14 protein-coding genes and 1 tRNA gene are annotated in these 12,215 nt (G+C 41.7%); 7 read left to right on the top strand and 8 right to left on the bottom strand.

What is annotated here, in order from left to right; all coding sequences use genetic code 11:
* Positions 1-13: 13 nt before the first annotated feature.
* Complete coding sequence (locus tag QNM18_RS14745; RefSeq protein WP_211012477.1) at positions 14-508, bottom strand: hypothetical protein; 495 nt, start codon at positions 506-508, stop codon at positions 14-16.
* 165 nt (positions 509-673) lie between these two features.
* Between QNM18_RS14745 and QNM18_RS14740 the strand changes: the two genes are divergently transcribed.
* Complete coding sequence (locus QNM18_RS14740; RefSeq protein WP_284137667.1) at positions 674-1,213, top strand: thioesterase family protein; 540 nt, start codon at positions 674-676, stop codon at positions 1,211-1,213.
* A 36-nt stretch (positions 1,214-1,249) separates the two neighbouring features.
* Here the strand turns inward: QNM18_RS14740 and QNM18_RS14735 are convergent, their stop codons facing one another.
* Positions 1,250-1,900 (bottom strand): OmpW/AlkL family protein, encoded by a 651-nt coding sequence (locus QNM18_RS14735; protein WP_417714815.1) that lies wholly within the window; start codon positions 1,898-1,900, stop codon positions 1,250-1,252.
* A gap of 300 nt (positions 1,901-2,200) precedes the next feature.
* On the opposite strand from QNM18_RS14735, the gene dapE reads away from it, so the two are divergent.
* Positions 2,201-3,412: a succinyl-diaminopimelate desuccinylase gene (gene dapE, locus QNM18_RS14730; RefSeq protein ID WP_211012480.1), complete on the top strand. Its 1,212-nt coding sequence runs from the start codon at positions 2,201-2,203 to the stop codon at positions 3,410-3,412.
* On the opposite strand, the gene QNM18_RS14725 is transcribed toward dapE, so the two are convergent.
* From QNM18_RS14725 to QNM18_RS14715, 3 genes are read right to left on the bottom strand one after another with little or no spacing between them, the layout of a single operon-like run.
* On the bottom strand, positions 3,386-3,943 hold the full coding sequence (locus tag QNM18_RS14725; RefSeq protein ID WP_284137666.1) for a hypothetical protein: 558 nt from the start codon (positions 3,941-3,943) through the stop codon (positions 3,386-3,388). The two genes, dapE and QNM18_RS14725, sit on opposite strands and share 27 nt — an antisense overlap.
* Positions 3,940-5,133 carry a peptidylprolyl isomerase gene (locus QNM18_RS14720; RefSeq protein ID WP_284137665.1) on the bottom strand — a complete coding sequence of 398 codons (1,194 nt, stop codon included), beginning with the start codon at positions 5,131-5,133 and terminating at the stop codon, positions 3,940-3,942. The genes QNM18_RS14725 and QNM18_RS14720 overlap by 4 nt, the downstream gene beginning before the upstream one ends.
* Positions 5,133-6,143, bottom strand: a complete 1,011-nt coding sequence (locus tag QNM18_RS14715; protein ID WP_284137664.1) for a phospholipase C/P1 nuclease family protein — start codon at positions 6,141-6,143, stop codon at positions 5,133-5,135. Before QNM18_RS14715 ends, QNM18_RS14720 begins: the two co-directional genes overlap by 1 nt.
* 182 nt (positions 6,144-6,325) lie before the next feature.
* Between QNM18_RS14715 and QNM18_RS14710 the strand changes: the two genes are divergently transcribed.
* Entirely contained in the window at positions 6,326-7,147 is an 822-nt protein-coding gene (locus QNM18_RS14710; protein ID WP_247687496.1) for a MipA/OmpV family protein, read from the top strand.
* Positions 7,137-7,529: a DUF3019 domain-containing protein gene (locus tag QNM18_RS14705; protein ID WP_211012484.1), complete on the top strand. Its 393-nt coding sequence runs from the start codon at positions 7,137-7,139 to the stop codon at positions 7,527-7,529. Before QNM18_RS14710 ends, QNM18_RS14705 begins: the two co-directional genes overlap by 11 nt.
* 47 nt (positions 7,530-7,576) lie before the next feature.
* Here QNM18_RS14705 and QNM18_RS14700 read toward each other — a convergent pair whose 3' ends face one another.
* The 3 genes from QNM18_RS14700 to QNM18_RS14690 all read right to left on the bottom strand — a co-directional run bounded on the left by QNM18_RS14700 (position 7,577) and on the right by QNM18_RS14690 (position 9,655).
* On the bottom strand, positions 7,577-8,083 hold the full coding sequence (locus QNM18_RS14700) for a hypothetical protein (RefSeq protein WP_211012485.1): 507 nt from the start codon (positions 8,081-8,083) through the stop codon (positions 7,577-7,579).
* A 66-nt stretch (positions 8,084-8,149) separates the two neighbouring features.
* A complete protein-coding gene (locus tag QNM18_RS14695; protein ID WP_211012486.1) occupies positions 8,150-8,623 on the bottom strand; it encodes a globin in 474 nt (157 codons plus the stop codon).
* Positions 8,624-8,869: 246 nt separating this feature from the next.
* Positions 8,870-9,655: a delta-class carbonic anhydrase gene (locus QNM18_RS14690; protein WP_284137663.1), complete on the bottom strand. Its 786-nt coding sequence runs from the start codon at positions 9,653-9,655 to the stop codon at positions 8,870-8,872.
* 204 nt (positions 9,656-9,859) lie between these two features.
* On the opposite strand from QNM18_RS14690, the gene QNM18_RS14685 reads away from it, so the two are divergent.
* From QNM18_RS14685 to nusA, 3 genes are all read left to right on the top strand, one after another.
* Positions 9,860-9,936: transfer RNA gene (locus QNM18_RS14685), tRNA-Met, on the top strand.
* Positions 9,937-10,197: 261 nt separating this feature from the next.
* On the top strand, positions 10,198-10,653 hold the full coding sequence (gene rimP, locus QNM18_RS14680) for a ribosome maturation factor RimP (protein ID WP_023397663.1): 456 nt from the start codon (positions 10,198-10,200) through the stop codon (positions 10,651-10,653).
* Positions 10,654-10,692: 39 nt separating this feature from the next.
* Positions 10,693-12,192 (top strand): transcription termination factor NusA, encoded by a 1,500-nt coding sequence (gene nusA, locus QNM18_RS14675; protein WP_211012488.1) that lies wholly within the window; start codon positions 10,693-10,695, stop codon positions 12,190-12,192.
* Positions 12,193-12,215 lie beyond the last annotated feature (23 nt).

Below are 12,215 nucleotides of genomic sequence, written 5' to 3'. Positions count from 1 at the left end.
TGTATATGGGTACTTACTTTTTAGTACCCATATTTCTGGTTACACCGTCCAGTCTGACATATTTAACACCAGATTCTTCAAAATATACATCAATGCTCACATTGTTTCGGCTTAAAAAGTAATCCACTTTATTGAGCGTCAAAATATAATTCCCTTTTACTGGGGAGTTGAAAGATCTCTTTGCTAACTTAAGAGTATTATTTCCGATCTTCCATTCAAATGACTCGATGTAACCCGCATTGAATTCTTGTATCCAAACTCTTGTTTCATCTTTGCTGAGAGTGAGTGCAATCGAATAGGACTCTGGCAGTTGAGACATTGAATAGGCTTTTTTCCCAATGCGAAACTTTTTGTTCGTTGCTTGCCAGCCGAAACCGAAATCAAAGTTTTTTGATATGCCAGTGGGGTACGTGACAACACCTTTTCCTGCCAAATCAAAGTTAGCTAACACACTGCTGCTAAAGCTTAATGTAGTTAAAAAGAGACCAAGTTTGAATATATTATTCATAAATAAATACTTATCTTAAAGATAATTAAAACTTAATTCAGTTTGTTAAATATAGCAAATTGCTTTGAATTTAACATATTGTCGAAAATATCACTGAACACGCTTGTTGCTAATAAGGGCTATGATACACTGGCGCTACAAATTACTGGTTAGACCAATTGAAGCATGAATTTATATTTTCGGTTACTCCTATTGTTTTGGAAGATTAGACAAAACAAAAGCTACGAAGGCATGTTAGAGCCTACAACAATTGATTTTAGGGCTTTGCCTAGTGACTGTGACATCAATTTACACCTGACTAACTCGCGATATTTAGCGATGATGGATCTTGCTCGGACTTGGATGACAGAGCGATTAGGTTTGCTGGGAAAACTACTAAAAAGAAAGTGGTTTCCAATTGTGAATGCCACTGCAATTACCTATATTCGAGATATAAAACCGCTGCAAAAATTTTCAGTAACGACACAAGTTGTTGGTTGGGATCACAAATACTTTTATATAGAGCAAAAGTTTCACTCGGAAAGAGGGTTGCATGCTATCGCATACGTTCGGGGTGTATTTAAGAGTAAAAAAGGCATCGTCTCTGTTGAGGATTTACTTGAAGTCGCTGAATTCAAAGGAGAGCAGCCTCAGCTTCCCAATGAAATCGTGCACTGGAAAGAAATGTTAGAGCAAAAAAAAGTAAACAATAAAAAGGCCACTTAAGTGGCCCAAGATTGAGAATATATATCTACTTTACAATTAAAATTTGTACTTTGCGCCAATCATTGCGACAAATGGGTCAATTTCGACATCGGATGTCAACGCTTGTTTGCCATCAGCATAGACAGTTGCATCTGTGTCTATGTCCATTTTCGATACCATGACATGCAAGCCCCACTTGTCATTGATTTCGTAGTTTAAGCCAAGCTGTAATGCCAATCCGAAAGAATTGTCTAAGTCTACTTTTACATTGTCAGTACCAAGTGTCTGTTTTAACGCTGCCGTTGGTTCTTCGTCAAAAAAGACCGTGTAGTTTAAGCCAGCGCCAATGAATGGGCGCAGTTTCGCGCTGCTGTCAAAAAAGTGATACTGGGCTAGCAATGTTGGCGGCAAATGTTTAATTGTTGCAATGTCATTCCCAGCTAAGCCGCCAGCACCTTCGACAGTATGAGAAAATGGCGTAGCAGCAACTAACTCAATAACAATATTGTCGTTATAGTGATAGTCGAAAGTAATGCCTAACTGAGTATCTGAATCCGCTGCAAGTCCAAGCGCTCTGTTTTCATTGATAGCTGATGCTGAGTCAATAGGGTTAACATGAATAGCACCAACGTTGACGCTAAATTGAGCGTGAGCTAAAGGTGCTGTTACTAATAAAGTTGAAATCAAAGCAGCTGTTAGTTTATTCATTTTCATCTCCTGAACCTATACAAGGTGGCTCTTTTTTAATGACTTCATAGTAAGGATTTTGGAGGAAAAAAAGCTGTTCTAGATCAAGTTTGACTTTTCATATTTCAGAAGGTTTTGAAAGTTTGATTTGGATTAAGTTTTCTAGCTGATTTACCTTGAAAATTCGCAACAATGTATCGCCCTATGGACTATGAGCGCCAGCTTTACTCGGTTTTTAGTAATAAATATGCAATTAACTCGACATAATCTAGACACTTTGAGCACGTTTAATGAAGCAAACAGTTAGATGGGTTATTCAACATGCCTCAAGTTCTACAAGACGATCAGCAAGCTCATTTTACCGTTGTAGATATATTGCAACAATTGATCCGAGCCCGCTCAGTAACCCCAAACGATGCGGGGACCTTGGCTTACCTTTCAAAACAGTTGTCAAAGCTGGGCTTTGAGGTCGTTGATATTGAATCCAATGGCGTTAAAAACTTGATTGCGCATAGACGTTTTGGCGAGGGTCCTGTACTAGCGTATTCTGGCCATGTTGATGTTGTCCCTGCAACTACTGAAGGATGGATTGTCGACCCATTTTCTGGGGAGATTGTCGACGGTATTGTATATGGTCGCGGCGCGGCCGATATGAAAGGCTCGATTGCTGCGATGCTCAATGCGACGAGGTCTTTATGTGAGTCGGAACTAAATCGCTGCGGCACATTGTATTGGCTGATTACATCCGACGAAGAAGGCGAAGCGACGGATGGTTCTGCGATAATTGCAGAGTACTTAAGAGAGCAAGATATCGCACTGGATGCTTGCTTGGTTGGTGAGCCTACATCTCATAAGCTAGTCGGTGATACCATTAAAAATGGCAGGCGCGGTGCTATTTCAGGCAGGTTTATAGTGAAAGGGAAGGCCGGGCATGTGGCTTATCCCGAATTGGCCAAAAATGCGGCGCATATTGCGGGAGATTTGGTGACGAAATTGGCCCAATTGAGTTGGCCAAAAGATGTTGCTGGCTCAAAAACGACACTGCAAGTCACCGGACTTACCGTACCAAATATTGTCGATAACTTGGTCCCCGCAAGTTGTGAAATAACATTCAATGTCCGTTATAGCCACGGTTATAAAAGTGATGAGATTTGCCAAAGGCTGGCTGCTTTAAGCGACACTGTGGATGCAGAAGTCAATGTTGTTTGGGAGCGTCCATGTGAGTCATTTTATACGGGTAAACAAGCGCACAATTGCTTTTTGTCTTTAATCGAAAGAGTCATTTCGGATGAGTTGGGTTACTACCCGACATTGAGTACAGCTGGTGGCACATCCGATGGTCGTTTTTTTGCCAATGAAAATACTCAGGTGGTTGAGTGTGGCGTAAAAAATGAATCAATCCACCAAGTAAATGAACATGTTCCCATTACAGATCTTGTGACGATTGAGCGGATCTATGAGCGAATATTGGCTGCATATCTGACCGAAGGTCAGAGTGATAGTGAGTTAGTTGCCGACTGTAGCAGATTCTAACTCTTCAATCAGTTGTGCTTTCATTGTCTTAAGAGCGGCTATTTTATCTCTGGCTTCTTGTAGCTGCTCCTCAGGCAGGTTTGCTCGAATTCCTCGCTCAAGCAAGTTATTAATCCTCGTAACTTTTTTATCTACAGCTGCGATGAACTCGTGTTTTAGTGCGTGCTCTTTTTCCAATAAATATGCGTTGTAACTTTGATGATCATCTAAGTCACCACTGTAGGAGGTATTATTCTGTGATGGTGATTGAACAATGGGTGGTATATATACATCGCTTTCAGCAAAGTCAGACAGGGCAGCCTTTTCATGGGGCTTATTAACAGATGAGTCGAATCCGCTTAAGTGACTTGAGTGTGTTTGGTAAATAATAGGTGTTGGTGTTTCAGTTTGAACAGAGTGCTCAACTTGTGCGGCCTTCTTTAAGGGGGAGCTGGCAATCGTGGTAACTTGAAGCGCTGACATCAGCGCCCAAATTCCGATCACGATTACGCTCAGCAAACCCCCACATAATATCCATTGTATCTGTTTCATGTTTTCGTATTCGCTGAGAGTAACCATTGATTGAAAAGGTGTGCATATGCGGTTTTGGCTTTACGCCGAGTGATATGTTGCAATGCACGGTAGCGGACAGTTTCACTATTTTTTGCATGATATGCGTAGCTTGGTTTATCGGTATATATCAAAACCCACTGGCCTTGAGGTGTGCGAATTGGTCTAGATAATTCCTCTAACTGATTATTAAATGCCACTTGTGCCAACCATTTTTCTGGGTGGTGGCGACTGATCTGTACAAGCTGCTGAGTGTTATCAGATGTACTAAAGTGATTGCGTAGGCCTCGTTTTAAAAACATCTGTTGAATTTTGTTTTTATTGGCATTGTCGTATATCGCAATAGCATCTTTTTGATTTTCAAAAATTGCTGCGAATGCTGAAATATGCTGTAAGTATTTAAACTCATTTTTATGAGTGGCGTAGAACTGGGCGATTTCCTGATCAGAAACATGTGACCTAATGTTGTCAACGTAGTCGCTTCGCTCGCCGTGTAGTTGAGATTTAACGCCTAAATAAGCCTGAATCGACGGTCTAAGCAATTCACCAAGTGCGAGCAGGTTGAGTCGAGTTAGAGATAATTTTTGCTTGGCAAGCAGTGGAGCAGCTTTATTCTTCAATTGATGAAAGCTGACAAAATCTTCAACGTCTTTATTTAGCTGCCTAGTATCCCCTTCATGCAATGAAAATCTACCTTGCATCGATTGACTTGCCAATATGTCATCAAGAGTGAGCTTAGGTTGTTTACTCAATGATACCTGACGCCACTTTTGTCTTTGCTGCTCAGTATATTGTCCATTATTAGGGTATGGTCCTAATAGCGATTTCAATTCCTCACCAGATAATGACACTGGCAGTGGTTTTTGTGATGTATGTGTAAGCTGTGGAAACTTATGAAGTAACATCGAGCGTATATATCGGCGCACATGATATGCATTGTCAAAACCCACGGGCGCGTGCCTATCTAACAATGATAAGTTAAGTTTGCGTGCGTGTGATAGGAGGAACTGGTTCTCTAATAGCCGAGCTTTAAGGTTTGTTTTAGATATTTGTCTATCTTGGGCTTGGTACAAGCTGTGCATTAGTGCAAGCTCAGCTTCGGTAATGTGGTCGAGTGCAGAGAAGCTGGGTAAGCTAAAAAAGCTTACCCATAAAAAGATAACAAAACGCATTAGCGTGCCACCATCGCGTGATTGAGTAGGTGTACTACCATAGCGATTGAATGTGGGATTACCATTTTGGCAGTATTTAACCTATCGTGATGATCTTTTGAATTGAGCACGATACCACCCTGTGCGTATGAAAAAGCACCGCCTTCAGTCAGTAGTGGGCGAATATCAGTATCTGTTGCATTTAATGCAGTGAAACTTTGCATCGCTTGCTTTACTAATGCCATATCATTCAAACTTTCTTGGTCGTAATAGTCTTTGACCCATGATTCCCAATCTGAGTGATTGAGATCCGAGGTAGTCCATGTGTGGTGAGGCTGTAGTAGATCTGTTGTGTGAAAAACGAATCCCAAAATTTGCGGGTTGCCAGTTTTTAGGTAGCTTTGATACCAATATTGCCCAAGGTTATCGATAGGTTGAAAAGGCATTTCCTCAAAGTCGTCATACATGTTGTAATGTGAGTGTCCGTCGATACGGTAGTTTTTTTCAGTGATCCCGTAGCTGTTGTATTCACTGTCGTCGGCGCTGAACCACCCTGTTTCTCCGCCAGGGCCGTCATCTAGGTAATCACCCTTCAGCCAAGTTGCCGCCATGTTATCGATCGCCCCCCATACTGTGAGCTTGTCGTAGTTATAGCCACCAAAGTCATTGCCATGTTGGTCAGCGCCTTGGGTGTGATTTTGAAAGTGCCAGTAACTGGTGTATTTGACGATACTTTCTGCCACCCCCCAGACCGGAGCTTGAACACAGTCACCTGTGATCGCGCCACATAAAAACGTATCTTCAAAGTCATCAACGTCATAGGCTGCTTGTCCCATCAGCTCGCCAAGTTGAGTAATACTCATCCCTTTTGATTGGGCGAATGATAGCAGCTTGCGATATTCTGTCGTTTGTGGATTTTGTGCCATATAATTAACAGCATCTATAACAATCCGTTTATGTGTTTCTTGGCTAAATCCATAAGCATTTCCGGCACTAGCCATAACTAAAGAAACTAAAAGGAGTTTTTTCATTTTATTTCCGTATTGAATAATTACTCGATTGTGAGAAAGCGCATTTAAAAATGTAAAGATGACAATATGATTAAAAAAATGTTAATTGCTGAGTTTTGAATTGTTTTCTTGTTGTATGAGAAGTGCTCAGGTATGATCTGGTACTGAATTTAGGCACAAATGCTAAATAAAGATAATAAGTAATGAATAATATAATTTCTGTGTTCCTTGCACTTTGCATGGTGATTATGGGGAAAGCACATGCTGAGCCTTGGTATGATGAAGATGACTTTGAATGGCAATTGAGTTTAGGTGCATTCTATGTCAACACGAAGCTACCAAAGCTAATTGGTTCCAAGCATGAATTCTCTTCTCTTGCACCGTTAATCGATGCCAAGCTTCAATATAAAAAGTTTTACTTGAATACACATTCAGGTGATTTTTTTGGCGGCTCTGATCTGGGATATCAATTAATTCAGGAGGAGGAGTGGGGACTAGATGCTATATTTGGTAACTATCAAATCCCATTCTCCGAAACCGGCTATTACTCCAACGAAGATGATGTTGTTGAAGAGTTAAGGGGTGTAAAACCACGTAAAGTCGATCAGTCTATTGGTCTTGCGTATTATCGAAATATTGGCGATTTTTTGGCTGTCGCAGAGCTGGTCTACGATGTACTTGGTGAATCCAATGGGTGGGTCTTTCATGTTGAGGCGACGCGTAACTTTGAGTTAAGAAACTGGGACTTGTGGCTGAATTTTGGTGCTAACTATTACTCACAGAACTTCAATAACTATTTTTATGGCGTATCACCTTCGGAAGTAAATGATTACCTACATGGGTTTACGGCTGGCGACGGCGCAACAGTGTTTGTTCAGACGCAAATTAACTACCCAATTGCGCAAGACTGGGTCTACAGCGCAGGGGCATCTGTATTAGTGGGCTCTGGCGGGGTAAAAAGCAGCCCCTTGGTAGACTCAAACTATGCGCGGGTTTTCTTTACTGGAGTGAAGTATGTATTTTAGACTCACTTGGGTAATTTGGGCTTCGCTGGCTGCATTGACGACGGAGTCAATGGCCAACGATAAACGTAAAGGAATATTACATGCTTCACCAACAAAATGTGTTGCACTAAACCAAGGACGTACCTGTTATGCCGATGTTGTATTTGATATATCGGCACCTGAAGCAGGGGATTATTGCCTTAGAGAGAGTGAATCTAAACGCATTTTGCAGTGTTGGGCCAATACGGATAGTTTCAGCTATACACTTAATTTTGGATCTGTTGAAAGTGTCAGTTATGAACTCATTGCCAAAGCACAAAGAGATGTGCTAGCGGTAACTACCATTGAGGTAAATTGGGTTCATAAAGTGCGTACTAAAAAGCGTCGATGGCGTTTGTTCTAGGCAGGTATAACAAGGTCATGCTATAGAGAAAGCATGACCTGAGTAAACTAATTGCACTGCTCAATTAAGCCACGTAAGTGTGTACCAATGTCTTCGCTTTTGGTCTGACCTTGCTCTAACAATGCACTGAATTGAGTTTGTAGTTCAGCTAAATCGTAAGTTTCTAACAGTGTTTTCAGGTATGTCACTGTTTCTGCGCCTGCTTTTAATAATTCAGGGATACTTTCTAAGCTAATTTCTTGCTCGGTTAAACTCGCGATAGAATTTGCGAGTTCCGCCACACTTGCGCCATCTTGCAATGCGCCCTCTACTTCCACAAGTGCGCCCATTGGATCGCCATCTAGTTTGCTGGCAACGCAGCTTGCCATTGTTCCTGCTTGGGCACTGTGTGCCATCGCTTCTAACCCATGTTCACGAATTTGCTCAATAACCGCCTGTAACTCTTGGTTTTCTGCTAAGTATTGCGCTTCAATTTGGGCTTTAGAGTCTTCAAATACATCACAGCCTGTGGTTAACAATGCACTCAAACCCAATAAAATAGCGATACGTTTCATAAACTCACCTAATTAACCTAAATTAGGGTCAGTCTACTTATTCCAAGTTTGATTGTCACCTTTACATTAAGAATGACCAATCTGTCTTTTTTGCCGAACTTGATCTAAGTAAACAATATTTGACATACCAAATAATTCTGACTTGAGTACATTGGCGATAATATGCAGAGCTCGCTTCCACGCATTTCTCACAGCAAGGGTAAACTGTTTGCCTAAATGCACCTTTAAGGTGTCTAAAAAGCAATTACATAGAATTCGAATATCGCAGGCCGATGGATGTAGGGACTTAATAGAAGCGATGTTACCGACAATGTAGCTACAGAGTTCTTTTTGGTTCGCCATACGGATCAGGCTTTGCTGGATAAACGCCCTCAGTTGATATTCAATGGCTAGTATTTGTGACTCAGCACTAGGAATAACCATTGACATTGGATGCATTTTTAAACGGTGATTAAAGCTCACACAAAAACAGTGAAAATTTGGCTTGATAGTCGCAAACGACTGACTTAAAAGCTGATATTGATAAGGTGAAATACTCATAATCGCTCCAATTACGATTAGAGCGGATCCGTGCTCAAGTTTTTAATCAACTCTGTTTCGCTATCACTTAAACTGATACAACAAACAAAACAAAATAAACTTGGGTGACTACCTATAATGCGTGTTATGTGTTGTATGAAAAACTCGCATTTGTTCTGAGTATAGCTAGTAGACTTTTATGATTGCAAACTTATTTATCAATAATGCAGAAATACAAATACTGTAGTTCTGCATATCATTAAATGCTTATTTGATAGTTGATAGTAACTTAGGGTCGGTTACGAGCTGCCTGACACCGTGTGCATGATCTTCTTCAAAGACGTTTTCTTCACACCACTGGGCAAGACTATTGATGTCGATTTTTGCACAAGCTGGGCGAACGCTCCAAGTAACTTGCAATGGAGAGCACTGTTTATCGTTGTAACTTGGCCCTGTAGTAGACCCTAAAAACTCAACAGGCTTACCAGTTGTATTTGGGATATGTTTAGGCTGGTGATAACCATTAACAACATTTCCATCGTAGCTCAAGTCATTGAAGTCAAGTGCATCTTCATCATTCACAACGAGGAAAACTTGCGTTTCAACGCGTAGGTCAGGGTTCGCACATTGATCATTAAGGCAAGCGCCCAACCCCTTACCTGGTTTGACATCACAAGAGCTGTGAACCCAATGCACTTCGATGGTATCCCCAGGTTTTACGTTTTTACAAACCTTACCTTTTGGCGCTTTTAACTCTGCGGCTGTTAGGCTTGATGTGGCGTTACACTGGTAACCACCATATTTACCGTCGCCTGCAAATACAGAGAAGTCTTTTGCTTTATGCTCTGCATTTTTGTGAAAATGAATATTACATAGGTTCATTTGTGAAGAAGGAGGCGCAAGGCTAAAGATACGCTTGTTTTCCCCGTGAAGGTTGTCGATGTCCCGTGGTGTTTGCGGACCAGCGCTGGCGCATGAGTTTGCAGTTGCAATACCACTGAAAAACAAAGTTGATAACGCTGTCAATGTTATCTGGAATGACCTTTTATTCATTTAATTGTCTCCGGATTGTAAGAAAAGTGAAGTATAGAGCAAACTAAAACGGGTACAAGTGATGTATGTTAATGATTGTTAAAGAAGTACTTAATCAATTCTGAAGATGTTTAGGTGTGTCTAATTTATCTAGTTAGTGGTTGCGTATTAATGGAACAATCTCTATAATACACGCCAATTGAGCAGCATATCGCTGCATGTGGACGCGGGATGGAGCAGCTTGGTAGCTCGTCGGGCTCATAACCCGAAGGTCGTCGGTTCAAATCCGGCTCCCGCAACCAATATTAAGAAATTTGATTATTTCTTATTAGGTCGCGCATTCATGGTAATGCGCGTTTTGCGTTTAAGCGCAGCTTAATTTAGGCTGGTACAGCCCGCAACCAAGCACGGCCTTTGGCCACACAGTTTGTTTTTGGTGTGACGCCCCGCTTGGTTCGGGGCGTTGTTGTGTCTAGTGCTAGATAATAGCAATTTAGGCCCAAGAGCATGCAGCTGAATTGATGGGGCCATGAGCCCTTTTTTTGTTTGTATGGAGGTAATTTGTGTCAAAACTCGAGCAAGATTTAACCGTTATGCTAGAGCCTGCTGTTGAAGCGTGTGGTTTTGAGCTACTCGGTCTAGAGTTTGTGCAAGCTGGTCGTCATTCTACACTGAGAGTGTACATCGAACATGAGAATGGTATTAATGTTGACGATTGTGCAGAAGTAAGTCGCCAGATTAGTGCGATTATGGATGTAGAAGATCCCATTACAAATGAATACAACTTAGAAGTGTCTTCACCGGGTGTGGATAGACCATTATTCAAACAAGCTCATTATGAGGACGCGCAAGGTGAAGAAGTGCGTTTGCGCACTAAACTTCCACAAGATGGTCGCCGCAATTTTAAAGGCGATCTTATAGCAGTTAAAGGCGATATGATCACGCTGACTGTCGACGGGCAAGAGCACCACATTATGCTAAGCAATGTCGAAAGAGCTAATATCATAGCCAAATTTTAAGATTAAGTGCGAAGGACCAGGGCAAGCGAGGCAAAACCTATGGCAAAAGAGATCTTGTTGGTTGCAGAAGCTGTATCCAATGAAAAAGCAGTCCCAAGAGAGAAAATTTTTGAGGCGTTAGAGTTCGCACTGGCGACTGCTACAAAGAAAAAACATGACGGTGAAATTGAAGTACGTGTTTCTATCGATAGAAAAACGGGTGAATATGACACATTCCGTCGTTGGCAAGTAGCTGAGCCGTTAGAAGATGGTTCACTAGAGCACCCTTATTCTGAAATCACCCTTGAAGCTGCTCAGGTCGAAGAGCCAGAGTTGCAACTAGGTGACTACGTAGAAGAGCAAATTGAGTCAATTCAATTTGACCGAATTACAACCCAAATGGCTAAACAGGTTATCGTGCAAAAAGTACGTGAAGCTGAGCGTGCATTAGTTGTTGATGCATATAAAGACCAAAAGGGTGAGTTGGTAACTGGTGTTGTGAAAAAAGCATCGCGTGATACCGTTGTAATTGATTTAGGTAATAATGCTGAAGCGGTAATTTACCGTGAAGATATGCTACCTCGCGAAAGCTTCCGTCCTGGTGACCGCGTTCGCGGATTACTATATGAAGTGAAGCCTGAAGCACGCGGCGCGCAGTTGTTTGTAACACGCTCTAAACCAGAGATGCTAATGGAGTTATTCCGCATCGAGGTACCAGAAATTGGTGAAGAGATGATCGAGCTCAAAGGTGCAGCTCGTGATCCTGGTTCACGCGCCAAAATTGCGGTTAAATCAAATGACAAACGCATTGACCCAGTAGGTGCATGTGTTGGTATGCGTGGAGCACGTGTACAAGCTGTTTCGACAGAATTAGGCGGCGAGCGTGTTGATATAGTATTATATGATGACAATCCAGCTCAGTTCGTTATTAATGCAATGGCACCTGCAGAAGTTGCGTCAATTGTGATGGATGAAGATTCACGCACTATGGAAATCGCGGTTGAAGCAGATAACCTAGCACAAGCAATTGGTCGTAATGGGCAGAACGTGCGTTTAGCTAGCCAACTAACAGGTTGGGAACTAAACGTAATGACAGTTGAAGATATGGAGCGTAAAAACGCCGAAGAATCTGATAAACTTATTAGCCTATTTACAGACAACCTAGATATCGATGATGACTTTGCAGAGTTTTTGATTAACGAAGGTTTCTCGACTCTTGAAGAAGTGGCATACGTACCTGTTGCTGAGTTCTTAGAGATTCAAGGGCTAGACGAAGAAACTGTCGAAGAGTTACGTAAACGTGCAAAAGATGCATTGACGACTAAAGCACTTCGTGATGAAGAGTCTTTAGAAGGTGCTGAACCTGCTCAAGACTTACTAGAGCTTGAAGGTCTTGACCGTCACTTAGCGTTTGTGATGGCGAGCAAAGGCGTAATCACCCTAGAAGATTTAGCAGAGCAAGGTATCGACGAATTAGTTGAGATCACTGAATTATCTGAACAGCAAGCGGGCGACTTTATTATGGCTGCACGCAACATTTGCTGGTTTAGTGAAGAGTAGTTTATTAACGGGAGGTAACGCAT

This window comes from Pseudoalteromonas obscura, assembly GCF_030135505.1.
Classification (GTDB): domain Bacteria; phylum Pseudomonadota; class Gammaproteobacteria; order Enterobacterales; family Alteromonadaceae; genus Pseudoalteromonas; species Pseudoalteromonas obscura.
This window is presented reverse-complemented; position numbering and strand designations above follow the sequence as displayed.

Excerpts from the sequence above, each read along its gene's own strand:
- QNM18_RS14720 (WP_284137665.1), bottom strand. The coding sequence starts at position 5,133 with ATGCGTTTTGTTATCTTTTTATGGGTAAGCTTTTTTAGCTTACCCAGC.
- QNM18_RS14690 (WP_284137663.1), bottom strand. The coding sequence starts at position 9,655 with ATGAATAAAAGGTCATTCCAGATAACATTGACAGCGTTATCAACTTTG.
- QNM18_RS14715 (WP_284137664.1), bottom strand. The coding sequence starts at position 6,143 with ATGAAAAAACTCCTTTTAGTTTCTTTAGTTATGGCTAGTGCCGGAAAT.
- QNM18_RS14745 (WP_211012477.1), bottom strand. The coding sequence starts at position 508 with ATGAATAATATATTCAAACTTGGTCTCTTTTTAACTACATTAAGCTTT.
- nusA (WP_211012488.1), top strand. The coding sequence starts at position 10,693 with ATGGCAAAAGAGATCTTGTTGGTTGCAGAAGCTGTATCCAATGAAAAA.
- QNM18_RS14700 (WP_211012485.1), bottom strand. The coding sequence starts at position 8,083 with ATGAAACGTATCGCTATTTTATTGGGTTTGAGTGCATTGTTAACCACA.
- QNM18_RS14725 (WP_284137666.1), bottom strand. The coding sequence starts at position 3,943 with ATGAAACAGATACAATGGATATTATGTGGGGGTTTGCTGAGCGTAATC.
- QNM18_RS14735 (WP_417714815.1), bottom strand. The coding sequence starts at position 1,900 with ATGAATAAACTAACAGCTGCTTTGATTTCAACTTTATTAGTAACAGCA.
- QNM18_RS14740 (WP_284137667.1), top strand. The coding sequence starts at position 674 with ATGAATTTATATTTTCGGTTACTCCTATTGTTTTGGAAGATTAGACAA.
- QNM18_RS14695 (WP_211012486.1), bottom strand. The coding sequence starts at position 8,623 with ATGAGTATTTCACCTTATCAATATCAGCTTTTAAGTCAGTCGTTTGCG.
- QNM18_RS14710 (WP_247687496.1), top strand. The coding sequence starts at position 6,326 with ATGAATAATATAATTTCTGTGTTCCTTGCACTTTGCATGGTGATTATG.
- dapE (WP_211012480.1), top strand. The coding sequence starts at position 2,201 with ATGCCTCAAGTTCTACAAGACGATCAGCAAGCTCATTTTACCGTTGTA.
- QNM18_RS14705 (WP_211012484.1), top strand. The coding sequence starts at position 7,137 with ATGTATTTTAGACTCACTTGGGTAATTTGGGCTTCGCTGGCTGCATTG.